Raw genomic sequence first — 26,560 nt, 5'->3', positions numbered from 1 at the left:
GGATCAATAACAATTATTCTCTTTTCCAAGAACATTAAATTAGTATTTAACCAATTTTTAATAGCTAAATCTCATGTTTTTATTTATTCCTTAGTTTTCATAGAACTTTTTACATTACCATTTAAATACTCTATCTAATGACTTATTTTATCATGGATCCTTATTAAATTAAAGAAGAACTAGGCACCATTAGCAATGATAACAAGGTGTAATTAGATGATTCGGATTATTCTACTCCATCTATAAAGTGAAACTTCAATCAGTGGAGTGGGGACCTACAAGACCTAAGTCAAGCAGATCTTACTACAGGACTTGGTGGATTTAATCTGACTACCACCATCCCCACTGATTGTTAGTTGAACCAATCGGGCCGCTACTGTCAGTTGGTCTCCCACTTACAACCTTTACTTTCCTTCCGATCTTTGAAGTGGAAGGCTTACTGACAATTGCACTGTAAAAAAAAGAAAGGCCAACCTAAAATGTTAACCTTTCTCTTTAATCTATTTAATAACTGGAATTAATTTGAATTGTGTTACATCAACAAGTCCACGATTTGTAATCCGAGTATCTGGGATGACTGGGAGAGCGATCAATGAAAAAGTCATAAATGGCGCATGTATAGGACAGCCAATTTCTTTCCATGCTTGTTCGAGTTTTTGAACTTGTTCAAGAACTTCTTCTGCTTTTCGATCTGACATTAATCCCGCTACAGGGAGTGGGACTTCGGCAAGAATTCTATTATGGTCAACAACGACCATCCCCCCACCTATTTCAATCAGACGATTAGCAGCTAATGCCATCTCATCATCATTTGTTCCCATCACGAGTAAGTTATGACTATCATGTGCTACTGTTGAGGCTACGGCACCCCTTTGTAACTTAAAGCCGTTAGCAAATGCAACTGAAATATCACCCGATTGATGATGACGATCAAGGCAAGCTAGTTTTATTACATCTTGCTCAAGGTCAGCAGCAATTGTTTGATCAGATCCGACAGCTAAATTAACTTGGGTCCGTTTTGTACGGGCACTATTTTCTATAACCTGAATGACGTTAGCCGTTACAAACTCTGTTTTTTCACTCGTTTTGACGATAAAATCACTTGCGTTTATTTTCCGTTTGACATGGATGGACTGTTTAATATAATCAGGGTATTGATATGAAGGTAAATCAATCATCAACTTACCATTTTGTGCAGCAATCTTTCCATCAGCGATAACAATTGATGGCTCCATTCCTTCTAATTGATCTAAGATAATTAAGTCAGCTACTTTCCGTGGTGAGACGCTCCCATAATCATCTGCTATTTTAAAGTAACGGGCCGGATTTATTGTTGCCAATTTAATTGCTGTTACAGGGTCAACCCCTTCTTCAATAATGCGACGAACAACATGATTGATTTGCCCTTTTTCCACCAAGGTTTGTGGATAAATATCATCTGTCACAAGTAAAATTTGATCTGTATTCACTTGATCCACCGTAATTACTTGAGCTAATTCTTTAACATCCTGCCAAGCTGAGCCTTCCCTAATCATTAAATACATACCCAATCTTAGCTTTTCTAATGCCTGTTCCCTGGTAACCGTTTCATGACATGAATCAACACCTGCATTTAAATATGCTTGGAGCATTTGTTCCGTACCATCTGGAAAGTGCCCTGTTACCGTTTGACCAGCTTCAATCGTTGCATTAATTTCACCCATCATCAATGGATCACGATTGATTACACCAGGAAAATTCATCACTTCCCCTAATCCAGCAACCCCATCCCAGGTTAAGCCATCCTTTACATCCTCTACGGTTATCCTTGCACCCGCATCTTCAAGTCCCTCAGCTGAAGGAACACAGGAAGGAAAGGTGGTAAAGACATGAAGTGGAAGTTGTTGTCCCTCTTCATGCATGAGCCGAACACCTTCTTTACCAAAAACATTTGCCATCTCATGCGGATCCATAAAGATACTTGTTGTTCCTTTTGTCAATGCCATACGGGCAAATTCAGTTACCGTTAGCATCGTACTTTCTACGTGCATATGTCCATCAATTAATCCCGGTGCGACATATTTCCCCGCTAAATCAATCACTTTTGTTTTGGCACCAATTGTATGATCAGCCTTACCTACATAAGCAATTCGATTCCCTGATATAGCAACATCTACTCCTTTATTCAATTCACCAGTTATAACATTGACGAGCGTTCCATGTTGTAAAACTAAATCAGCTGGAATCTCTCCTAGGGCGACTTGAATAAGTCTTTGATTTTCTTTTGGTAATTTACTCTTCATAACTTGCACTCCCTCTCTTTATTTGACCAATAAAAAAAGTCTAGTATCAACTAGACTTAAATGTGTCACTAAAAAAGAGACACTTTATCTTTCTATAGTGCACATGTAGTCCAATGATTACGGTCATTCGGTAGAAACGCTTATGCCTATTCATAAGCCTATACATGTTGATCAAAAATGATTATTGTTGTTATTATAACATGATTTTTTTATTTCTTTTAATAAATTTCTATTTATTGCAGTGCAACTGTCAATAAGGTGACCACTTCAAGCGTTCGAAGGAAATTAAAAATTATAGGTGTGAGACCAACTAATAGTAAAGGTCTGATTGATTCAGGGGTCTTTTGGTCATTCCCTTGTGCCACTATCGATTCACTCACTTGGTTCTAGGCCTTCTTCTGCCTATCCTTGAAAAAAAACGCTTGTTAAATAATGATATACCCCTTCTTCATCGTTCGTATATTTCGTTACCTCATCTGTCATCGCTTGAACTTCAGCTGGCGCATTTTTCATTGCAACCGTTCGACCCGCCAATTTAAACATACTCTCGTCATTAAAGCTATCTCCTATCGCCATAATTTGGTCAGCCGTTAGCTTTAAATGATCCAAAACATGTTGAATACCAGTTGCCTTATTTTTATCAGCAACCATAATTTCAATATTATTTATCGTTGACGATGACATCGAAAAAGGCAAATCTTGATTAAGTTCTTCTAATATTGATTGCCAATTTCGGATTTTTTCTGGCTTTCTACTAAAACAGTAAAATTTCGAATAATTACCGGCTTCGATTTGATCGACCCAACGAATATGTGTTTCAAGTGCTTCTTTTCTCTCGCGCCATTCATTGATTCCGACAACATCTGGTTTAGGTTCCTTCAATTCCTTTAATAAATTTGTCCGATCTTGTCGCTCAACTTGTTGTGGCCCAGAGGTTGGAAAGAGTTCATAATAGATTTGGTTTTCCCTCGCTAGTTCAACCACTTTTTCAACCACTGTGAAGGGTAATGTATATTCAAACAGTTTTTTCTCACCTAGATAACCGGTCATTCCATTTGAACTAATTACCCCGTCAACCTCGAAGCCTACAGGTGCCGTTGGGTATATTTCATCTTTCCCTCGACCTGTTGCAATAAAAACATAGATACCCTTTTCGCGGATTCGATCGATCAATCCTTTTGTATTTTCACTCACCCGGTTATGAGAATTTAACAAGGTGCCGTCCATATCTAGAAAAATAGCCTTCGGTTCTTTCATTGGTTGATCCCCTCCCCCTCGCATTTTATTTATTAACCACCCGTATTATATCATTATTTTAGTTATCTTTAAAAACAAGACTGTCACATGGGGAATTTCATCCTTACCTGGCCTTAACTCGGAGACTCCCAGCTCAAATGATAGCGAATATAATCTCAATCAGAGGTGTTTTCTTCTCCATCACTAAATGTTAGATGAACGTATCGGGCTCTTACGCCTATTGACCCTTCTCTTATCACCCGGTGTGGTCTCAGTTTGGAGGCTAATAGTCTATTAATTAAGGGATACTAATAAGCAAGATCCAATAAAAGCTGATTTCAGCTATTATTCAGTATCAGCTGTTTTGTCCACTGTTAATGGCTTTAATCGTGCTTCTATTTCAGTACGCTTCTCTTCTAAAAAAGGTGGTAAGGCTAGTGACTCGCCTAAGGTTTCCTCTGGCTCATCTATTGTAAACCCGGGTTCGTCTGTTGCTAGTTCATAAAGGATCCCATTTGGTTCACGGAAATAAAGCGATTGGAAATAGTAACGATTAATAATACCAGAATTCGGAAGGCGCTCTTGATTAACTTTTTCATGCCACATTTCTAGCTCCGAACGATTTTTGACTCGAAAAGCGATATGGTGCACACTTCCTCGTCCTGGTCTTTCTCGCGGTAAGTCGGTTCTAACTTCAACATGAATCTCCGCTCCTGTCCCTCCTGCACCTGTTTGATAGACTTCTACATCTGGTTGTCCTTCTTGACAGGCAGGATATTGACCAACATGTTTAAAATTCATCAACTTAATTAATTTATCCTCAGTTGGTTTTAATTCCGGAATAGTTATACGAACAGGGCCTAATCCAGTTATCCCATACTCAACTGGAACCGGACCACCAGACCATGGAATTCCCGCTTCAACACCTGTATTGTTTTGATCAGAAACTAGCATAAGTCTTTGCCCTTCTGGATCCTCAAAATAAAGGACTTTTCGCCCCAACTGTTCACTACTTCCTTGATGTTTGACAGCTAACTCATCAAAACGTCTAATCCAATAATCAATCGCCTTATCATTGGGGACACGAAGACTAATTAAAGAAATACTGTTATTCCCCCGATAGGTTCGACCAGCTCCAAGCATTTCAAAAAAAGTAAGATCTGTTCCTGGCCGTCCCACTTCATCCGCATAAAATAAATGATACATATCGGGTGAATCTTGATTCACAGTCTTCTTAACTAAACGCATCCCTAAAACTTTTGTATAAAAATGGTGATTTCGCTCTGCACTTGCTGTTAAAGCAGAAACATGATGAATACCTGAAAATTGCATTATTTTTGCCTCCTTCTATAATTACATTTATTTTATCAGTTTTTTATCTCGAATTCAAGATAAATTAAAACCTCAATTGGTGAGGCCCTACAGGACCTAGGTCATGCAGGTGCTATCACTGGACCTAGTGGGTTTAGTCCGCCCTCTTCTATCCTCAACTGAATGGGACTGGGACTGCGGTTACTCGTCCCATCGAGAACATTTGCGGTTACTCGTCCCACCGAAAACATTTGTTAGCAGCACAAGGGGATGGCCTAAAGGTAGTTGAAGCAATCGGGCAGCTACTGGTAGTTGGGCTCCCACTCATAACCCCTACTTTCCTTCGAATGCTTGAAGTGGGTGACATACTGACAGTTGCACTGCGATAAATAAGATTCTTTCTTTATTTAGCTTTTCATTAACCATGAACCATGTTATTCTGTAAGCAAATTCATAGCTTTGACTACTAGGGGTGCCAATCGGTAGGCTGAGAGAAAAGAGTCACATCTTTTTAACCCTTTTGAACCTGATCTAGTTCATACTAGCGGAGGGAAGTAGTATTCTTTTTACCACCATCAGGTTCATCCTTAGCTGCTACTGACCAATTTTTTAGTCATTGCAACATTTAAAGGAGGCCTTTTTTTATGAACAAAACCAATCAATTAACACTTGTCGCTGCTTTTATAGCAATCGGCGTTATCGGGGCAAGCTTTCTTTGGTTCCCAACAGGAATTGCCCGTGCCTATCCTGTTCAACATGCCATTAATGTCATTAGTGCGATTTTTCTCGGTCCCACTCCAACAATTATAATTGCCTTTGGGATTGGGCTTATCCGAAATGCACTTGGACTTGGCACATTACTTGCGTTTCCTGGTGGAATGGCAGGGGCATTATTGGCAGGAGTTCTCTATCGGTACTACAAGAAGACAAGTGCTGCTATTATTGGTGAGATAATAGGAACAACAGTATTTGGTTCATTACTATCGATTCCGGTTGCTCGGCTTATCATGGGAGAGAATGTAGCTGTTTTAGCCTTTGTACCTGGATTTCTAATCAGCAGTGTAAGTGGCGCCATACTTGCTGCATTTATCATGCCAAAGTTAAAAACCTTTTTTCGAAAAAAACAAAAGTCATAACACTTTACTGTTACTTTTCAAAAAGAATTGATCAAAACAGTCATTTCCCCTTTTCATTTTGACTGTTAACTGTCATAATATTATTATCAGCTGGTAAAGTGAAGCTTCACTTAAGGGGATGGCTTTATCCCCGACTGAGAATTGATAAACGAGTCTAACTTGATTAATTGTTAATCCCACATTTGTCATCTGATGGGCCCTGTATGATTGAAGTGGGAAGCTTAAAGTCACTATTTTTTGATAAAACAATTTAAGGAGATTTTTATGAAACTAGATTCAGATCCGACGCTGAGCCCTTCTTTTCTACTTGAACAACATAGGTACCATCTAACAAAATCAGAAAAGAAGATATACGATTATATAAGTGAGCGGCGGGATACAATCATTTATGACTCTTTAACTGAATTAGCAGATAATAGCGGAGTCGCTGAAGCAACAGCATTACGTTTTTTTAGGAAGCTTGGTTACAATGGTTTTCAAGCCTTTAAATTAGCCTATGCCCAAGAGAATATGCGTGAAAATGAAGAAGTGGATTCAACATCTTCCACATATCCAAATCAAATCAAAATGAATATGATTAGGATTTTAGAAGAGTCCTATCAATTAGTTAACCAGGAACAATTAGATCTGGTTGTTGATCTCATTGACCAAAGTAAAGATGTCGTTATTTTTGGTATTGGTGCTTCAAGTATTGCTGCACTTGATATGCAAAATCGACTAATGTTAGTTGGTAAAAATGCTACGGTTATGCCTGATAATCATGCGCAATTAATGCGAGCAACAATATCAAGCAAAGAAACGGTCGTCATTGCAATCAGTCTATCAGGTAGTACTAAAGAAATAATCGATCATGTTAAAATCGCGAAAGAGAAAGGCGCAAAGGTGGTCGCTTTAACAAGCTACTTAAAATCGCCCTTAACTAAACTCGCAGATCATGTTCTTTTATCAGCAATTAGAGAAAACCCAACCAACCGAAGTTCACTCGTTGCGAAAGTTTCTCAACTCTATTTAGTTGATTTAATTTGTACCGGATTATCGATCAAAAATCATCAATCTGCTAGCAAAGTTAGGCAAGAAATTCATAACAATATTTCAAATAAACTATTCTAGGTGGGATATTATGTTAATAAAGAACGCAACAATCTATACTGAAACAGAGGTGATCAAGGGCAGTCTTGCAATAAAAAACGGTAAGATTGAGCAAATATTTGACGGGATCCCTGATGATTTAACTCTGTATCAAGATATTATCGATGGAAGTAACCTGAATGTCATTCCTGGTTTTATTGATACACATATTCACGGAGCTAATGGTGCTGACGTAATGGATGCAACAACAGAAGCGATTAGTACGATAGCCAACTATCTTGTCTCGGAAGGGACTACTAGTTTTCTAGCAACAACAATCACTCAGTCAACTGAGAATATTGAACGGGCATTAACGAATTTAGCTCAATATGAAAATGAAGCAAGTGGTGCAGAAATGATTGGTATCCATCTTGAAGGACCTTTTATTGAAAAGTCAAAGGCTGGAGCACAACCATTAGAGTATATTAAGAAACCTGATCTTGATTTATTTAATCATTGGCAAGAAATTTCGGGACATAAAATTAAAACCATTACACTTGCCCCTGAGCACGACCAGGGTTGGCACTTTACAAGCGCTTTACGAAAAGCTGGAGTCAACGTTTCTGCCGGACATACAAATGCAAATTTCTCTGAATTGGATAAGGCGGTTAAACATGGGGTCAATCAAATGACACACTTATGTGACGCAATGAGCGGGATTCACCATCGTGATATCGGAGCAGTTGGACTTGCATTTCTTTCAGATGAATTAAAAGCAGAAATTATTGCTGATGGTATCCATGTTGACCCGACCATGTTACAATTAATTTATCGAAATATTGGTCCCAAGCGATTGATCATAATTACTGATGCAATGCGAGCTAAAGGTCTTGAACCCGGCGATTATGAACTCGGTGGTCAACCAGTTCGTGTAACAGAAGACCGGGCTGTATTAGATAACGGATCATTAGCCGGAAGTATACTAAATATGATTGACGGTGCTAAACAGTTTTTTACTCTGCCAAACGTCTCAATTCAAGATATTATCCAAATGACATCGGTCAATCCAGCTAAACAAGCCGGCGTTTTTAAAGATAAAGGTTCAATTGCTGTTGGTAAAGATGCTGATCTGTTACTTGTAGACCATGATCTGAATTTAAAAATGACCCTTAAAAAGGGGAAAATAGTTTACGAGGAGTGAATCTATGAATATTGTAAAAGTGAAAGATTATCAAGAAATGAGTGCGTGGGCAAGTAAGCAAGTCATCGATAAAATTAAATCATCCGATCAACCGGTATTAGGTTTAGCAACAGGATCAACACCTGAGGGACTTTATCAAGATTTAATTGAAGCTTATAAAAATCATCAAGTGTCATTTAAAAATGTAACAACTTTCAATTTAGATGAATACGTTGGTCTTGCCGCTGATGATCCTAATAGCTATAACTACTTTATGAATGATAAATTGTTCAATCATGTCGATATCGATCCAAGCCATACACATTTACCAAATGGTGTCGCTACTGATCTTGAACAAGAATGTAAAGACTATGAAGCCTTAATTAAAAATACAGGCCAAATCGATTTACAAATCCTCGGTATTGGTATTAATGGTCATATCGGCTTTAACGAACCTGGCTCATCTTTCTCAGATCGCACGCAGATCGTGAAATTAGTTGATTCAACAATTGAAGCTAACTCTAGATTTTTTGCTCATAAAGAAGATGTCCCTACCCATGCTGTAACAATGGGAATTAAAACAATTATGGAGAGTAAAGAAATTATCTTGCTTGCTTCAGGTGAGAGTAAGGCAAAAGCAATTAAACAACTTATTGAAGGCGAAGTAACTGAGGACTTCCCTGCTTCAATCCTACAACAACATCCTAATGCAACCATTGTTATTGATAATGCCGCTGCTTCATTACTGAATGCTTAAAATAGAAAAGCTGTTTAAAAGTCATAGCCAACTTTTAAACAGCTTTTCTGTTTGTTTATTTATTTCCCCTCAGATAATGTAACTGAAAATCCTCCCTCTAGTTCAATTCCTCTCCACTAAGCTAAGCGATTGTTCAAAAATAGGTTAATGAGGTCCAGTCCATTTTATGCTTAGACTGAAAAAATATCATATCAAATGATGAAAAATAGTTGCAACAATGAGCAAACCATTTTAAAATGAGCATAGACTAAATTGTTGGCTATATGAAACTTTTTAAATCTTGCACATATTTTCGTACTTACCTTTATAATATATAAATTATGTACTTAGTTAATAATGGATACTTTGAAGCATAATAAATAATCAATTATTATTTCTAAAAAAGAAGGGACTTAGCAAATGGACGGAAATGTTTGGATTGCGTTTGGTTTAACTTTATTCGCTGGTTTATCAACCGGTATTGGGAGTGTACTTGCATTTTTTACTAAAACAACAAATACAAAATTCCTCTCTTTTTCATTAGGTTTTTCTGCTGGGGTCATGATATATGTTTCCATGGTTGAAATATTTTTAAAAGCTCAGGAATCTCTTATTGGCGAGCTTGGCGAAATTCAGGGGTCCTGGGTAACTGTGTGCGGTTTCTTTGGGGGCATGCTCTTGATTGGACTAATTGATCGCTTTATTCCAGAGGAAGGAAACCCACATGAGGTAAAGAAAGTAGAAGATATGAATAAAAAACCCTCTACAGTTAATGATAATAACCTTTTAAAAATGGGGAGTTTTACTGCTTTAGCAATTGCCATTCATAATTTCCCCGAAGGAATTGCAACCTTCACCGCAACATTGAAAGACCCTGCACTTGGGATTCCGATTGCGATCGCAATTGCCATTCATAATATTCCTGAAGGGATTGCCATTTCTGTTCCTATTTATTTTGCCACAGGGAATAGGAAAAAGGCATTTAAACTTTCATTTTTATCAGGTTTAGCCGAGCCAGCTGGGGCAATCATCGCTTACTTATTATTGATGCCGTTTTTAACAGATACCCTTTTTGGTATTATATTTGCTGGCGTCGCTGGAATTATGGTCTTTATTTCTCTTGATGAATTAATTCCTGCAGCTAAACGTTACGATGAAACACATACATCGATTTATGGTGTAGTTTCTGGAATGGCTGTCATGGCCTTAAGTTTACTTTTAATGCTTTAACCCTATGATTAAAACCTTTGGATCATTTCATCCAAAGGTTTTTTTTGCCCATTTTAAATTGGAAAACAACAGATTCACTCTAGCCAATGCTCACCTCATGGATCTTATAAAAGTCAAATAACTCTGTCGGTACTTTTTTGATAAAAGGTGATATATCGTCAATTGCAATAAGTGTTAAATCATGCATGGCCCGGGTACAGGCAGTATAAAGCAGGCGACGCTCCCATTCATTCGAATACTGGTGTGCAGATGTATCATATACAATCACTCCGTCGAATTCAATTCCTTTTGCCAAATAGACTGGAATCACATGGATTCCTTCTTTAAATGTATACGTTTCTTCACCGATCAATTGAACATTTTGATAGGACTTAGCTAATAATTGTGCAAGTCTATTCGCTTCAGCAATTGTCTTTGTGATGATTGCAATATGAGGATATTTTTTATTTAAGTAGCTATCAATAACCTCATATAATTTATATTCTGCGATGGTGTCATTATCTAGTTCATAAACAAGGGGTTTATTACCCTCACGATTAAATGGCTCGATTTTATCACCATTTTCAATAAAAGCTCGAGTAAAATCAACAATCGGCCGTGTTGAACGATAACTTCTTAATAATGTTATTCGTTCTGTCTGATCCTCACTATTCTCCGCCAGAATATTATTTGTTAAACCGTGGTAATAAATAGTTTGGTTAATATCACCTAATAAAGTCATCCGACTATTTGGATAAATGTGTGTTAAATATCGCAATTGGAAGGTCGAATAATCTTGTGCTTCATCTAGGATGATATGCTTTATCGTTCGGTTTTCCTCAAAACCAATTATCTTTTTCTCAAAGTATAAAAATGGAGTGGCATCTTCCCAAGTTAAGAAATTATCGTTAATGTTTTGTTTTGTGGAAATGGCCAATTCCTGCCATTCTTCTGTTGTTATTCCATCTCCAGCCTTCTCTTGATCGAAAAGATGTAAATAAGTACGTTTTGTATTGACATAGGCATATCGTCTTATTTTCTCTCGAAGTGGGCGTAAGTGACGTTTAATTACCTTACGTTTTAAATAATAAGCCTCCTGATCACTCTCATGATAAAGATCCAATTGCTCGTTATGGGGCTGTTCTTGTGTTTTTAAAAAGGCTTCTTGAAAGTCATCATGATCAAGGAGTTCCACCTCATCTTGAACCCAATCTTCCTTTAATAATTCGGCTTCGATCTCTTTAAGTTTTTGCAAAATCCAATTCGTCATTTTTTCTAATCGAAGTTGAATAGGTGTATGGTCTGGAAATTGATAGAAGTAGTCGGCTAATTCTCCCTTGTTAAAGATTAATTGATTACGAAAACGGATATTCCGAAATTGGAGCCCTTGTTTCATTAATTCAGCTAAATATAAATCTACTCTCTTTTGAAAGTGTTCACTCGATTTATAGCGCATCCCAATTAGTCGTGGCCAATCCTCTTCTTGCCCTTCGGTAAAGGCCCTTTCAAGTTGTTCAAATGGAGATTCAATTTTAAAACGTGTGCGCAATTGTTGCTCAACATAATGGTAAAATGTCATTTGTTTAATATTCTCTTCCCCAAGATCCGGTAATACACGGGAAACATAGCTGTTAAATAGGGGATTCGGTGAAAATAAAATCATCTGATCTGCAGTTAATTGTTCACGATAACGATATAGTAAGTAAGCAACCCTTTGTAATGCAGCTGAGGTTTTTCCGCTTCCCGCCACTCCTTGAACAATTAAAAATTTACTCTTTTCATTACGAATGATTTTATTTTGTTCACGTTGAATGGTCGCAACAATGCTTTTCATTTTTGTATTCGCAAACTGCCCAAGTACATTCTGTAATAAATGGTCTCCGATCGTTAATCCTGTATCAAACATCCCCGTTAATTCCCCCTGCTTAATCACATATTGACGTTTTAGGGTCATTTCACCTTGGACCTCCTCATCTATGGCGTGATAAGCCGCAGGTCCTGGGGAATAATCATAATACATACTTGCTATTGGTGCACGCCAATCATAGACAATAAAATGGTCTTCGGTTTGATCCATTAGTGATGAGGTACCGATATAGATTTGCTCCGCTTCTGCCTGCCCTTCTTCAACAAAGTCAATACGGCCGAAGTAAGGTTTTTCTTTTAAGTCTAATAATTTATTTAATTGTTGAGATAATTGTCCATGGGTCCGCTCTCTTTCTGACAAAAATTCTGCTTGTTGCTTTAAACTTGCTTGTGTCTCGATAGCGTCATCCATTTCCGTTAAATTAACTGTGACATCCTCCCAAAAGCCTTTTCGGATGTCAATCACGCCTTCTTTAATCATTTTAATATATTTCGTTAATCGTTTTATTCTTTGATCAATATATTTCCCAACATCTTTCAAGCGTTTATCTTCTAAAATCCAGTCTTTATCTTTCTTAGTCATCTTACCTACTCCTTACTAACATCAATAAGTGAACATTCTTATCATTTACATTTCCCCTATATCATACGCCATTATCCATAAAAAAACTATAAAATTTCACTTGAACACTAGCTTTCATTTTTCTGTCTATTGTTGTATGATATATATTTAGAGAGTCGAAATATTAGAAAGAAGGGATTTATATCCAAGAGGAAGAACTTATTAAACGAAATGTCACCATCATGTGGATTGCTAATTTCTTCATATCCGGTAGTCTTACGATGGTACAACCATTTTTGTCACTTTACATTGCTACCTTAGGGAACTACTCAGATAATCAAGTTCAAACATGGTCTGGACTCATTTTTAGTATTACTTTCGTAGCCGCTTTTATCTTTTCACCTATTTGGGGGAAAATTGGTGATCGGTTCGGTCGTAAAGCCATTCTTGTAGCGTTTGCCTTTGGATTAGGTATTTCGCTTTTTTTAATGGGATTTGTCACATCTGTTATCCAACTTTTCTTGCTAAGAATGTTTATGGGCATTTTTACTGGTTTTGTTTCAATGTCTCATGCATTAATTGCAACACAGACTTCCAAGCGTGTAGCTGGACAAGTACTGGGAACACTACAGACAGGAAGTATTACGGGAACCTTGATGGGTCCATTAGTTGGGGGATTCTTAGCAGATCTCTTCGGCTATTCAGCTACTTTTAAGTGGTTAGCAATCGTATTGTTCATTACTAGTTTCCTTGTTTTATTTGGAATAAAGGAATTTCAAATTAGAGAAGAACAAAGTCCGATCAAATATACAAGTCGTCAAGTCTTGTTACACATTTTGAGACATCCGATGTTGCTAATCATCATGTTGATGTCAATGATTGTCCAAATTGCGAATTTTAGTATTCAACCAATCTTATCATTATTCGTGGGTGAAATTCATGGACCCAACCATATTGCCTTCTTTTCAGGGCTAGCCTTCTCTGTAACAGGATTAGGAAACTTATTAACCGCCCGAAAATGGGGAAGAATTGGTGATCAAAAGGGATATATTAAAATCTTAACAATCTTATTATTCGCTACAGCAATCATCTATTTTCCAGGTGGCTTTGTCACAGAATTGTGGCAACTTATTATTTTACGCTTTTGCCTAGGCCTGGCCTTTGGAGGGATCATCCCACTCCGAATTGCCTATATCCGTCAAGAGGCACCACTATCAATGCAAGGAGAGGTGCTCGGTTACAATACAAGTTTGCAATTCCTTGGAAACATGATTGGTCCGATTTTAGGTGGAGTGATTAGTGCTAATTTTGGTTACTCAGCTGTCTTTATTTCAACAAGTCTCCTTTTATTACTATCTGGAGTTTTAATGGTAACAGCTAAAAGTCGATATCCAAAGCTCGTTCCAAATCGGCACTGATTCAATAAAGCCAACTAGACCTTTGTGGTTTAGTTGGCTTCTTTTGTTTTCGCTTTGTAATCAGTTAGTCCATTTAAATATGGCGGTAAAAGACTGGAACCTGGGCTAAGGATAGCCATTCATAAAGATAGCCCTAATGACTGGTGGCTAAAAATATCTGACCCAGTTCAGGATAATTTTTTCTACGGCTAGTCCTATTGAAGCACCTCGTGGTTAGCTGTCTTTGGTTAAGACTTTACCTCCATCATCCGTAAATCTTGGTTTTATAGGAAATTCACTGATTAAGGATTTGGTCTATCTTTTTGCGATCACATCCATTTCTACTTTAACCCCTTTCGGCAATTGACTTACCTCCACTGTTGCCCGAGCTGGATAAGGTTCAGATAAAAACTCAGCATAAGTTTGATTTAATTCAGAAAAATCAGTTAAATCAGTTAAGTAAATAGTAAATTTGGCAACATTAGCAAAACTTAAATTTGCCGCTTTTAAAATGGCAGCTAAGTTTTCCATAACCTGTCTTGTTTGTTCCCTAATACCTCCATCCACTACTTCCATCGTTTCTGGATTAAGCGGTATTTGTCCTGAAATAAAGACGAGATCACCAAGATCAATAGCTTGTGAATATGGACCAATCGCTTGTGGTGCTAAATCTGTTTGGATTTCTTTTTTAGACATATCTATCATTCCTTCCGATCAATTATTGTTAAGATTTTAACATCATTCACTTTTTTAGTAAACTAGAGAGAGCTTATAAATATTTAGGAGAAGGAGAGATTCCGTGATAAAAACATTTACTTTAACTACACACCGGCATAGTGAGATGATTGAGATTACTGATCAGATTCAACAGTGGGTTAATCAAGAGCAAATTGATGAGGCGGTCATAGTCATTTCATCTATGCATACAACAGCCGGAATTACTGTTAACGAAAATGCAGATCCGGATGTTAAGATAGACTTCCTCCGTCGTTTAGATGAAGTTTATCCATGGGAGCATTCACAAGATCGTCATATGGAAGGAAATACAGCTGCTCATCTAAAAACAAGCACTGTGGGGCATGCCCAAACGATCATTCTATCACAAGGAAAATTAGTGTTAGGGACATGGCAAGGAATCTATTTCTGTGAGTTTGATGGTCCACGAACAAGGAAATATGTTGTCAAAGTTATTTCTTAATTATTGCTTCACAGACTAACTCATTCCGATCAACGACATAAAAAAACTTGTGTCGTTGATCGACCAATGAATTACAATCGCTCTTCTAACTGCTCAACAGCCGAGACAAGCTCTTCATGGATAATTAGATCGAATAGATAGTCCATCGGGGTTGACTCACGATTAATAATCACCATTGGTAAACCCATTTGTTTAGCATAGCTTGGTAATAAACTAAACGGTGTAACAAGTAGTGATGTGCCAAGTACAAGCATCAATTCGCTTGACTCAATCGCTCTTTCTGCTTCTGAATGTTTAGTAATTGGGTCACCATATAAAACTATATCTGGTTTTAAGATTGTATGACAACCTCGCTCATTACAAACCGGAACGTCCTCTTTCATTATAAAGGGCAAATCATATTTTTTACCACATTTAGGGCAAGTTGCTGTATTTAAATTACCGTGATACTCAATAACATCTTGCTCATTTCCTGCCAAGCTGTGTAATCCATCAACATTTTGCGTAACGATTGAAACTTTTTTCCCTAACGTTTCTAGATTACTTAAGAAAGTGTGAACTTTATTAGGTTGATAGTCTTTTAATAATTTTATGCGGAAAATTTCTTTATACTTAAGCCAGAAATCCTCTGGTTCTGTTAAAAAGTACTCCCGTGATGTATAAAATTCCCGTGAATGATCCGCAGTCCATCTCCCATCTGTCGATCTAAAATCCGGTATCCCACTTGCTGTTGACACACCAGCACCAGTTAAAATAACAATAGATGTTGCCTTATTGATTAATTTTGAAAGTTGATCAATTTGTTCCAAATATATCCGACTCCTTTCCCCTCCATCTTAACACAACAATATCTTACTGTTAAATTAGGTTGGGAGTTGACAGCTTTAGATTAAATCTTAGACGAATTAAGCCCATAGATGCGGTGATTGCGAGCATAGAGCCAGCTTTTGAGCATAAAACGAGATTTCCGAGCATAGAGCATCGACTTCCGAGCATAAAATGGGATTACCGAGCATAGAGCATCGACTTCCGAGCATAGGGCTAGGTTCCGAGCATAAAACGTGATTTTCGAGCATAGAACACCAACTTCCAAGCATAAAACGAGATTTTCGAGCATAAATCGGCGGTGCCGATCATTGAGTCGACACCGCCGAGTATAGAGTTGATTTTAATGATCTGATTTCACTGATAGGACGACTACGGACATTGGTGGTAATGTCACTTTTAATGTTTGACCTTGCTGTTCGAAGTCAGTGAATTTAACTGGTTTTACCTTGTCTGGTTGTTCAAAGGTATTGTGATCATTCATTTTTTCTGATGTAATAATTTCACCTGTGACTTGATTGAATGGTGTGCCTCTTAATATAAATTCAGCTGTTGTTTGATTGTCTTTATCTGCATTGGTTAAACTGATATTAATTGTACCATTAGCCTGTTTGGAGGCAGAGCCATTAACTTGTGGATATTCTTTTCCGTCTATTTCAAGCATTTTAGTTTCAATATCGAGTGCCACACGTTCAGCATCTTGATGAACTTTGTACATTCTGAATACATGATAAGTTGGGGTTAGGAGCATCTTATCTTCTTCAGTCAGTACCATTGATTGAATCACATTAACCATTTGTGCGATATTTGCCATTTTGATTCGATCATTGTGATTATTAAAGATATTTAAAGATATCCCGGCAATAACTGCGTCACGAACTGTATTTTGTTGGTATAGGAAACCTGGGTTTGTACCTGGTTCAACATCATACCAAGCGCCCCATTCATCGACAATCATTGCAATTCGTTTTTCAGGATCATATTTATCCATAATTGTACTATGCTTTTGAATTAATTCCTCAATATGATAGGCCTTTTGCATCGAGATTTGCCATTCCTTATCATTAAAACGAACAGCATCACCTTTGTCCCAGAATCCTCCAGGATGTACATAGTAGTGTAAACTTAATCCATCCATAAATGGTGCTGCCTCGCGCATTAAAACTTCTGTCCAATTATAGTCATCTACATTGGCACCGCCAGCAATTTTAAAAATTCTATTATCACCATAATTTCGGACATAAGTTTGGAAACGACGATATAGATCAGCATAATATTGTGGTCGCATATTTCCACCGCAACCCCAGTTCTCATTACCGACACCAAAATATTTAACTTTCCATGGCTCCTCTTGACCATTTTCCTTACGCCAGTTGGCCATTGGTGACTCACCGTCAAAAGTCATATATTCTACCCATTCCGACATTTCCTGGACGGTCCCACTACCTACGTTACCATTAATATAAGGTTCTGTTTCAAGGAGTTCACATAGCTTCATAAATTCATGTGTTCCGAAGTGATTGTTTTCAACAACGCCTCCCCAATGTGTATTAACCATGCGTTTTCGTTCTTCACGTGGTCCTACACCATCCTTCCAATGGTACTCATCAGCAAAGCAACCTCCCGGCCAACGGAGGACTGGAATTTCCAGATCTTTTAATGCTTCAAGGACATCATTACGTATGCCATTTGTATTTGGGATTGGTGAATCTTCTCCAACCCACAATCCCTCATAAATACAACGGCCCAAATGTTCAGCAAATTGGCCATAAATATTTTTATCAATTTTCCCTCTTGATACATCAGCATTTAAAATAATTTTAGTTTCCAAAGGAACACCTCTCAATTAAGTTTTATTTTTAATAATTGGCAAGCATGTGGTCGTAAGTGACTTTTAATTAATTGATTGGCCATTGGTAATGGTTGGCCCTGCCAAAGGTCTGTTATTGATGCGATTTGATCGGCTTCTAGATCTATCTGGCCTAAATCAACCGTTACAGTCTGATCAATATCAGCTATATTAAATAAAGCAAGGTATACTTCCTGTTCTGGGCCACTTGATGTCCAAACCACCCGATCGTGATGACGGAAAACTTGTCTTGCACCACTGCCCTCGCGATGCATTTTTATGACTTCTTCATTTGTTAATAACGATAAAGTAAATGCATCATTATCACGCAATTCTCCACCAAACATTAAGGGGGACTTAAAAATGGACCATAGGGTCATCATTGTTATCTGTTCATCATGAGTAAAACGAGTATAACGGTCGCTAGCTCCTCCATCAATAGAGCGAATCCCAATATGGCCTAGTGGTAACATATCAGCATCTGGCCAATAGCCTGGGCCAATATTTTTACTCCAACGATAGCAACGATCAAACATGTCATATAGAAGTTCCCACAAATCCCAAAAGTCATCAGTCATTCGCCACATATTCGCGTTTTCTTCTAATATCGCTGCATCATTTAAACTTGCGGGCCCGGGAGATAAACTCAATACCATTGGGCGACCACAACGATCGATCGCTTTACGAATCATTTTTATTTCTTCGAGATGAGGACCATAAATCTTTGAATCAGCAATATCATCAATCTTAATAAAATCAACTTCCCATTCAGCATATAACTCAAATAAAGAGTCATAATACGCTTGGGCATCTTCCTTAGTATAATCTAATCCGTACATATCAGTATTCCAAGGGCAAATAGAATTTGGACTAGCAATATCTCTTGCCCTTAAATTACTTCCTTTAATTTTTGTATTTTGATGAACAGCTTGCCGGGGTATTCCACGCATGATGTGAATACCAAATTTCAAACCTAGATTGTGGACATAATCTGCCAACGGTTTAAAACCTTTGCCCCCTTTTGATGATGGAAAACGGTTTTCCGCAGGGATTAATCTTGAATATTCATCCATTTCCAAAGGAACAAATGGTCGATAGGCTGAAGAAATGGCCCCAGGTTCAGACCATTGGATATCCACAACAATATATTCCCAGCCGTACTCCTTCAAATGTTTTGCCATGTAATCGGCATTTCCTTTAACCTCTGACTCCGTTACCGTTGCCCCATAGCAATCCCAGCTATTCCAGCCCATTGGTGGTGTCAAGGCATATTGATGATGTTTCATATCATTTACCCCTTAATCTTTTTTTAATCGAATAACATTCCATGATGTTTTTGCTAGTTGTGCTGTCAATATTCCACCATCAAGTTTAGAGTTTTTATTTTGTTGTGGTTGAACAGCTTGATGACTCGCTGTATTAACTGCTTTTAAATCATCATTTACAAGTTCAATATGTTCAATTAGTTTATAACCTTCGAAACTTCTTAAATCGATATCAATTGGCATATTTGATTCTAAATGTTTATTGACTAAGAAAATTGTTACTTCTTCTTTTTCTTCATTATAAACAGCAGCAGAATCCACATATGGCACATCAGTAAAGTCTTTACTATCATATTTAGGTGTTGTTAAAATCGGTTTTAATGAAATACCACGGCCAAAAATAGATGCATGCATGTACGGATAAAAAATAGTTTGTTTCCAAGCACGTCCTTCATTTTCCGTCATGATTGGCGCAATTACGTTAACTAACTGTGCCATGGCAGCCATTTTTACCCGATCAGCATGTTGTAAAAATGTGATCAACATACTACCAACCAATAATGCATCCTCAAAATTGTAATGATCTTCTAGTTGAGGTGGGGCGATTGACCAAGGCTCAATCTTTTGGTCGGCGTCATTTGAGTGGTACCAGACATTCCATTCATCAAAACTTAGCTGAATTGTTTTTTTACTACGGTGTTTAGCTTTAATATAATCACAAGTTGCAATAACAGTCTTAATAAAATGATCCATATCTAAATTTTTTGCTAAGTAGTTAGCCGGATCATTCGAGCGATTTCCATAGTATTGATGTAATGAGATGAAATCGACATGTTCATAGGCAAGATCCAAAGTTGTTGCTTCATATTCTGGGAAAGTTGGCATATTCGTGTTTGAGCTACCACATGCAACTAACTCAATCGTTGGATCAACAAGCTTCATGGCTTTAGCCGTTTCTTGAGCAATTCGTCCATATTCATAGGCTGTTTTGTGCCCCACTTGCCAAGGACCATCCATCTCATTTCCTAGACACCATGTTTTTATATTATGGGGTTCTTCATAGCCATGGGAACGTCGGAGATCACTCCAATAAGTTCCTCCAGGGTGGTTGGTATATTCAATCAAATTCCTTGCCGCATCAATGCCACGGGTGCCTAAGTTTACAGCCATCATCACTTCAGCACCAACCTTTTTAGCCCAATCAGCAAATTCATTTGTACCGATTTCATTTGTTTCAATGGTACGCCAAGCAAGTTCTAAACGTCTTGGACGATCTTCAACTGGACCAACACCATCTTCCCAATTGTAAGCTGAAACCATATTTCCACCTGGATAGCGGACAATCGGCACATTAAGTTCTTTAACAAGCTCAATCACATCTTTACGAAAGCCTTGTTCATCAGCTTCTGGATGACCAGGTTCATAAATCCCCCCATAAACCGCCCGTCCAAGATGTTCAATAAAGGAACCGTAAATCCGTTCGTCAACCTGAGCAATTTGATAATTCTTATCTAAAATCATTGTTGTTTTTAATTTTGACATATTAACCCTCCAAATATAAAAAGTCATTATCTCGCATTTACTTTTATAACCATTTTCCGAATCTTAAAAAAGTACGTTAAATCGAGAAACCGCTAACATTTATTTTTTAAGAAAGATATTTACCTCCTTTAAGTAATAAACTCTCTTTAATTATACGTATATGTTCATGTCCTCATTATAGCGATAATGACTTTTCATTTCAATTCTTTAACTAGATTCATAGTGATAGAGTTTGCTTTTACTTAGTTATTATTAGTGCACAAGTTCTATAACTAGAAAAGTATGTTTCATCATTAACTAACTGAGTATAAGATGAAGGTATCAGACTTTATTGGCTGTCGATCCCACCACTTATCATTCAATAGTTTTCCTTCTAAAATTAACTTAGAACGACTTCCGGTCAGTATCAACTCAAACATACATGGTTAATAAAATCGCCTAAGTTTTAAGTTAAATCGCTAAATAGCTTTGGTAAAGAAGAATGAGTTACAGTATGGAGCCATGAACATGCACCGCACACAACCGAACTCATTCCCTTACTTGATTTTTAATTATCTTACTTATATCACTTGTTTAGCAAAACAAGTGTAATTTACACTGGTTTATTAGCTAGTCGGACTGCTTTATTTTTTGCTAAGTAAATAATGAAGGCGAATAGATAAATTAAGAAGCCAATAATATCCGTACATATGAGTTGTATAATTACCCAAATTCCTAACCAGACCATTGTTTTCTTTTGAATTTGATTATCCTTCAAGTGAACACCAACTAAAAAGTTAATGATCGCAATGATGAGCATGAAGAGTCCGAAAGCTAAAATGACACGTGAGATGTTTCCTACTAAAGATGTCCCTACAATCGTTAATTCAGCACTTTCACCCTCAAGCGCTTGAGCACCTTGTTCATTAAACCATCTATAATAACCAAACAAGGTCATTAATGAAGTAAACAAGTTCCAAACTGCACCTGACATAATTAACTTTCTTTCTATTCCTCTGTTCATCGTATTCACCACTCTTTATTATCCTTTTATTCCTGCATTTAAATTAATTGCTGATACAAAATACTTTTGGGCAAATAAGAAGAGTAGCAGCGTTGGGATAATTGCTAAAATAGCTGAACTCATCAATTGACCAATCATTTGGTAATTCCCATAAATATCTTGCAGTAATAGTAGACCTGCCGTTACAGGCATCCGTTTTACATCAGTATAAACGATAACTGGCCATAAAAAGTCATTCCATGAACCAATGAATGAAAATAAGCCCGCCACTATTAAAACTGGTTTGATCAGAGGTAAGATGATCTTAAAGTAAATTGTGAAATCACCTGCACCATCTACTCGAGCGGATTCATCCAGCTCTGCTGGTATACCCTTCATAAATTGTCTAACTAAAAAGATATTCCCCATTCCTGCTAAACCTGGTACGATCATCGCCCATGATGTATTAACCCAACCGAGAATATCAATTATGCGATACATCGGTATAATATTAACCACATTCGGAAAGAAGGAGATTCCCATTAAAGTGAAAAACAAAACATCTCTTCCTTTAAAACGCATTCTCGAGTAACCATATCCGGTTAAAGAAATGATCACAACAACTAGTAAAGTATGTGTTGTTGAAATAAATATCGAGTTACCTATCCAACGCAAAATCGGCGCAGAAGAGGTATTATCTAAAATTTTAATATAGTTATCGACGATCCAGTCTACAGGTAACAAACGAAATCCTTCATTTACAACCTCAGCTTGTGATCGAAAAGAAGTCATAAAACCAAAGATCATTGGAATAACCCAAATCAAACAAACAATAATCAAAAAGAGATAGGCTAAATATTTTGAAATATTCTTTCTCTTAGTCAATGATATCCACCTTTCTATTGTATAATCACGACAAACTCTAAGCTGAATTACGGTTCATCACATAGTATTGTGCCGCTGAAATAATTAGAATAATCATTCCCATTAAAACAGCCATTGCCGATGCAATTCCTGCGATCGATTGTCCTGAACCAAAAGCTAAGTCACGTATATACATCATCAGAACAGAGGTTGATTCTCGCGGCCCACCATTTGTCATCATTAAAGGTTGACCAAATACATTAAACGCTCCTGCAGTCGTCATGACAACAGTATAGATTAGCGGAAATCTTATAGAAGGTAATGTGATACTAAAAAACTTACGTATCGGCCCAGCACCATCAATTTCAGCTGATTCATATAAATCCTCAGAAACCCCACTGATTGATGCTCGGTAAATAATCATATTACCGCCAATTCCACCCCAAACAGTCATAATGAAAATAGTCATCCAAGCATATGGTTGTGTTGCTGTCCATACAGTATCAGAACCAAATAAATTACTCATAACTCCTAATTGACTGTTGAAAATTAAAGACCAAATCAAAGCAGCTGCTGAAATTGAAATCAATCCAGGAATATAAATAATTGATTGAAAGAAGTTTTTGAATTTAACATCTTTATGTTCAATCGCAGTTGCAATAAGTAGCGGGATAATAATCATTAACGGAACACTTATAACAACAAATATTAAGGTGTTCTTTAATCCATTAAAAAACTCAAGATGGAACGATGAATCTTGATTAAATAAAATCGTTTGATAATTGTCTAAACCAACCCATGTAGGTGAAGTCATTAGATTCCAGTTTGTAAATGATGCATAAACCCCATAGATAGATGGGATTAAGATAAATACTAAGAATAAAATGATATGTGGTCCAATGAAAAACCAGTGTGAGTGTTTGTTATTATTCAACTTAACTCCTCCTTATTCTTAATAATAAAAGTAATGTACCAAAGTAAATTTGATACATTACTTTAGACTATTTCACCCTATTGTTCATCATCAAAATCTTCAACAGCATCTGCAGCATCTTCTAATTCTGCATCGCCCTCGGCTACTCGGTCATCAACAAAACGTTGCATTTCCTCTAGGCCTTCATCAATATCCATTTCCCCATGTACGATGTCAGCAATATAATCATCAAGGGCCTCCGCTACATATGGATAATGTTCATATGTGTAAATAAATAGCGAGTCTTCTTCTTTTTCATTTTTTGTGTAAAATGATTGCATAAACTGATCATAATCATCAGCTTCTACTACCTCACGGCTTGCAACAATTTGTCCAGCTTCTGCCCAATCAATTGAGTTTTCACGCATAAACTCTAAAAAGTCTGCAATACCCGCTTCTTTTTCCGCCGTACGTTCTTCGTTTCTCAACATTGAAAATAAGTGTGCGGAAGAACGATTATGAAAGATATCAGCTGAATGAGAATAAACATTAGTAATACCAAAGTTTAATCCTTCTACCTGCTCGTGCGCTAAGCGACTCCAAGTTCCATCAGTTGAAAATAAAACATTACCAGATTGGAACATTAAATAACCATCTTCACCAAACGGTGTCATTAAACCTGCATCATTAATGCTACGTAAATCTTCAATGACACTTCTCATTTCTGGTGTATTAACTGTTGGTTCACCATTGCTACCTTCAATATCGCCACCATAGTTTTGTAATTGAGCTAAAGCAACCCAGCCGAGTAAAGCATCATTGACAACATATTGCCCTTCTGCCATTTTTCCTTCTAGCTCTAGCATCTCATCAATTGTTACGATATCATCATCTAACCAATGGGTAACACCGTATTCTTCCATCAAGTCTATATTGTAATACATTGCACTACCATGGATATCGAGTGGAATCGTATATTGGGTACCATCTACAATCCCAGCATTCCATGCTTCTGGCAAATAATTATCTTCCTTCAATTCCGTTTGTAATGACATTACATTATCCATAGGAACTAATAAATCATTTTTCGCAAAACTCGGTACCCGATCCGCATGAATTAATGTTAGATCTGGAATACCACTAGCCGATTGTAATACAGTATAAATTTGAGTATACAAGTCAGACGTAATTACATGATTCACAGGATACTCCGGATCTGTTGCGTTATAATCTTCAACTAACTGGTCCATATATGCACCATCTTCACCAGTTAAAGGTGTCCAAAACTCAATTACATTTTCATCACTCCCACAACCAGCCAATAAAAATACTGTCATAATCACGAATGTGATCATTGATAACTTTCTTTTCACGGTAACGCCTCCAAATTATTTTAATGTGTTATATACGTTTACATTTCTTTAATAGCTTCTTAACGAGCGATAAATCAGTCAAAAAGCTCTTCTTTTTTAAATTGATTAAAAAATATACGTATATGTTTACGCGTTCATTATAACGATAATCATCTTTCATTTCAATTCATTTATACAAAAAAATTGAAAATAAGTCTTTGTTTAGTCCCTATTACCTAGATAGAAACAGGGTATAAGTGCTATTATTCCAACACCTACACCCAAATTACTTGAACGTATAACTTATAAAAACAGTCCTTTTACACTATTTTTTTGCCAATTGTAACAATCCCCTGATTATTATGACCAACAAAAATAATTGTTTTTACCCATCGTTCCCAATCCCAACCATAATTAACTTTCCCAATTATTTGTTGATTATTCTTTTTTAATGTAAAGGAATTTCGATTCGGTCCATTGATAAAATAGACTTTATCTGTCTCATTACCTACATTCACTTCAATAGACACATCTTGATCGTTATTCTGTTTATCAATTTCGATAAACTCCCATTTGCCAGACAGCTGGTGGGGTTCAATTGTCGTTTCGTCTTCTCCCGCAAACCGTTCAGGTGAAACAAGTGGCCAAGCTTCATCCGACCAGATGACTTTTCTAATATGTAGATAGTGCCAATGTTTGTTTTCACTAGCTCTTGCATGATGACAAATAAAATAATTTGATCCGTCTTTTAAAATAGAGTTATGACCTGGAGCCACCCAACCTGGATGATCTTTAAATTTATATCCACCCAATACTTTCATTCCTACATCAGCTTGTGGCGACTCAATATCCGTCATCTCCAATCCATTATAATCATAATAAGGCCCTGTGATTACTTTAGATCGAGCAACTCGGATATTATAATTAGCAAAGAGAGAATCGTAAGAGACAAATAAATAATAATAATCACTATCAGGATTATAAACAATATAAGGTCCTTCAATCGCTCGATCAACTGTGGTATTGCGCTTAGCAATTAATGTTCCTCGTCCATAGCTAATAAACTTCCCTGTCTTTGGATTAACTTTGTTGATATATATTCCACCAAAAAATGAACCATATACAAGCCATGGCTGATGGTCTCGATCAAAAATAATATTGGGGTCAATAGCATTAGGACCATCCTCACCTTGTTTTGACCGATAGACTAATCCCTGATCTTGATAAGGGCCCTCTATTTTTTTACTAGTAGCAACCCCTATAAAGGATTGTGTTTTACCGAATTGACTAGCCGAATAATACATATAATAGATGTCATTCATTTTAACGACTTCTGGTGCCCACAGTCCTTCTGCTCCTGACCATTGATAAGCCTCTTGTGGCACACCATCTGTAAAAGCACGACCAACCCACTCCCAATTGATCAGATCCTTTGATTTGCGAATTTGAATACCCGCCTTAAAGTTATCTCTTCCACCTGTATCGGTAGAAAAAACATAATACCAATCACCATCTTTTATAATTGCTGGGTCATGAGCACCATATGTTGCCCAACTTTGCTCATCTTTACTCACCTCAACATTACCCAGATCATCTTTAGGAATTAACTTTTCTTCTATCATCCTCGTCACCTCTTCTTCATTTAAACGTCTTCATCTAACAACAATAATCGAGTAGGAGGATAATCATTATTTGATTATCCGTCCCCTCACACCACCGTACGTACGGATCCGTATACGGCGGTTCAATTTTATGCTAAACATGTACTTGTTTGTAATGTTCTAGAC

The 26,560-nt window shown here is 37.1% G+C and carries 21 protein-coding genes and 2 riboswitches; of the genes, 7 read left to right on the top strand and 14 right to left on the bottom strand.

Annotated features, from left to right (window positions below; genetic code table 11):
• Positions 1-500: 500 nt before the first annotated feature.
• The 3 genes from ade to KQI76_RS09835 form a co-directional block, all read right to left on the bottom strand.
• Positions 501-2,282, bottom strand: coding sequence for an adenine deaminase (ade, locus tag KQI76_RS09845; protein ID WP_216400141.1), 1,782 nt, complete (start codon positions 2,280-2,282; stop codon positions 501-503).
• Between the two features lie 86 nt (positions 2,283-2,368).
• Positions 2,369-2,468, bottom strand: a riboswitch (purine riboswitch).
• A 216-nt stretch (positions 2,469-2,684) separates the two neighbouring features.
• Entirely contained in the window at positions 2,685-3,539 is an 855-nt protein-coding gene (locus KQI76_RS09840; RefSeq protein ID WP_216400140.1) for an HAD family hydrolase, read from the bottom strand.
• 324 nt (positions 3,540-3,863) lie between these two features.
• Positions 3,864-4,850, bottom strand: coding sequence for a ring-cleaving dioxygenase (locus KQI76_RS09835; protein ID WP_216400139.1), 987 nt, complete (start codon positions 4,848-4,850; stop codon positions 3,864-3,866).
• Between the two features lie 437 nt (positions 4,851-5,287).
• Positions 5,288-5,399, top strand: a riboswitch (TPP riboswitch).
• A gap of 74 nt (positions 5,400-5,473) precedes the next feature.
• Between KQI76_RS09835 and thiW the strand changes: the two genes are divergently transcribed.
• The 5 genes from thiW to zupT all read left to right on the top strand — a co-directional run bounded on the left by thiW (position 5,474) and on the right by zupT (position 10,179).
• On the top strand, positions 5,474-5,965 hold the full coding sequence (gene thiW, locus KQI76_RS09830) for an energy coupling factor transporter S component ThiW (RefSeq protein WP_216400138.1): 492 nt from the start codon (positions 5,474-5,476) through the stop codon (positions 5,963-5,965).
• 264 nt (positions 5,966-6,229) lie between these two features.
• Positions 6,230-7,075: a MurR/RpiR family transcriptional regulator gene (locus tag KQI76_RS09825; RefSeq protein WP_216400137.1), complete on the top strand. Its 846-nt coding sequence runs from the start codon at positions 6,230-6,232 to the stop codon at positions 7,073-7,075.
• Between the two features lie 10 nt (positions 7,076-7,085).
• Positions 7,086-8,234 carry an N-acetylglucosamine-6-phosphate deacetylase gene (gene nagA / locus KQI76_RS09820; protein ID WP_216400136.1) on the top strand — a complete coding sequence of 383 codons (1,149 nt, stop codon included), beginning with the start codon at positions 7,086-7,088 and terminating at the stop codon, positions 8,232-8,234.
• A 4-nt stretch (positions 8,235-8,238) separates the two neighbouring features.
• Positions 8,239-8,970, top strand: coding sequence for a glucosamine-6-phosphate deaminase (gene nagB / locus KQI76_RS09815; RefSeq protein WP_216400135.1), 732 nt, complete (start codon positions 8,239-8,241; stop codon positions 8,968-8,970).
• A gap of 399 nt (positions 8,971-9,369) precedes the next feature.
• On the top strand, positions 9,370-10,179 hold the full coding sequence (zupT, locus tag KQI76_RS09810; protein ID WP_216400134.1) for a zinc transporter ZupT: 810 nt from the start codon (positions 9,370-9,372) through the stop codon (positions 10,177-10,179).
• Positions 10,180-10,258: 79 nt separating this feature from the next.
• On the opposite strand, the gene helD is transcribed toward zupT, so the two are convergent.
• Complete coding sequence (helD, locus tag KQI76_RS09805; protein ID WP_216400133.1) at positions 10,259-12,607, bottom strand: RNA polymerase recycling motor HelD; 2,349 nt, start codon at positions 12,605-12,607, stop codon at positions 10,259-10,261.
• Between the two features lie 221 nt (positions 12,608-12,828).
• Between helD and KQI76_RS09800 the strand changes: the two genes are divergently transcribed.
• The gene (locus tag KQI76_RS09800) at positions 12,829-14,004 is read left to right on the top strand and encodes an MFS transporter (RefSeq protein ID WP_216400132.1); all 1,176 of its coding nucleotides are present in this window, start codon (positions 12,829-12,831) and stop codon (positions 14,002-14,004) included.
• Positions 14,005-14,298: 294 nt separating this feature from the next.
• Here the strand turns inward: KQI76_RS09800 and KQI76_RS09795 are convergent, their stop codons facing one another.
• Positions 14,299-14,679: a RidA family protein gene (locus KQI76_RS09795; protein WP_216400131.1), complete on the bottom strand. Its 381-nt coding sequence runs from the start codon at positions 14,677-14,679 to the stop codon at positions 14,299-14,301.
• A gap of 103 nt (positions 14,680-14,782) precedes the next feature.
• On the opposite strand from KQI76_RS09795, the gene KQI76_RS09790 reads away from it, so the two are divergent.
• On the top strand, positions 14,783-15,181 hold the full coding sequence (locus tag KQI76_RS09790; RefSeq protein WP_216400130.1) for a secondary thiamine-phosphate synthase enzyme YjbQ: 399 nt from the start codon (positions 14,783-14,785) through the stop codon (positions 15,179-15,181).
• Positions 15,182-15,252: 71 nt separating this feature from the next.
• Here KQI76_RS09790 and KQI76_RS09785 read toward each other — a convergent pair whose 3' ends face one another.
• From KQI76_RS09785 to KQI76_RS09745, 9 genes are all read right to left on the bottom strand, one after another.
• Positions 15,253-15,990: an NAD-dependent protein deacylase gene (locus tag KQI76_RS09785; protein WP_216400129.1), complete on the bottom strand. Its 738-nt coding sequence runs from the start codon at positions 15,988-15,990 to the stop codon at positions 15,253-15,255.
• A 359-nt stretch (positions 15,991-16,349) separates the two neighbouring features.
• Complete coding sequence (locus KQI76_RS09780) at positions 16,350-17,837, bottom strand: alpha-N-arabinofuranosidase (RefSeq protein WP_216400128.1); 1,488 nt, start codon at positions 17,835-17,837, stop codon at positions 16,350-16,352.
• 11 nt (positions 17,838-17,848) lie between these two features.
• Positions 17,849-19,141 carry a glycoside hydrolase family 27 protein gene (locus tag KQI76_RS09775; protein WP_216400127.1) on the bottom strand — a complete coding sequence of 431 codons (1,293 nt, stop codon included), beginning with the start codon at positions 19,139-19,141 and terminating at the stop codon, positions 17,849-17,851.
• Positions 19,142-19,153: 12 nt separating this feature from the next.
• A complete protein-coding gene (arfA, locus tag KQI76_RS09770) occupies positions 19,154-20,662 on the bottom strand; it encodes an arabinosylfuranosidase ArfA (RefSeq protein WP_216400126.1) in 1,509 nt (502 codons plus the stop codon).
• A gap of 592 nt (positions 20,663-21,254) precedes the next feature.
• On the bottom strand, positions 21,255-21,665 hold the full coding sequence (locus tag KQI76_RS09765; protein WP_216400125.1) for a hypothetical protein: 411 nt from the start codon (positions 21,663-21,665) through the stop codon (positions 21,255-21,257).
• Between the two features lie 18 nt (positions 21,666-21,683).
• A complete protein-coding gene (locus KQI76_RS09760) occupies positions 21,684-22,529 on the bottom strand; it encodes a carbohydrate ABC transporter permease (RefSeq protein ID WP_216400124.1) in 846 nt (281 codons plus the stop codon).
• A 37-nt stretch (positions 22,530-22,566) separates the two neighbouring features.
• A complete protein-coding gene (locus KQI76_RS09755; RefSeq protein WP_216400123.1) occupies positions 22,567-23,442 on the bottom strand; it encodes a carbohydrate ABC transporter permease in 876 nt (291 codons plus the stop codon).
• 77 nt (positions 23,443-23,519) lie between these two features.
• Positions 23,520-24,776, bottom strand: a complete 1,257-nt coding sequence (locus KQI76_RS09750; protein ID WP_216400142.1) for an extracellular solute-binding protein — start codon at positions 24,774-24,776, stop codon at positions 23,520-23,522.
• Positions 24,777-25,093: 317 nt separating this feature from the next.
• Positions 25,094-26,395, bottom strand: coding sequence for an arabinan endo-1,5-alpha-L-arabinosidase (locus KQI76_RS09745; RefSeq protein ID WP_216400122.1), 1,302 nt, complete (start codon positions 26,393-26,395; stop codon positions 25,094-25,096).
• Positions 26,396-26,560: the final 165 nt, after the last annotated feature.

It is taken from the genome of Amphibacillus sp. MSJ-3, from assembly GCF_018919165.1.
GTDB lineage: Bacteria > Bacillota > Bacilli > Bacillales > Amphibacillaceae > Amphibacillus.
Note: the sequence above shows the minus strand (reverse complement) of the source record. Positions and strands in the feature narration are given on the sequence as shown.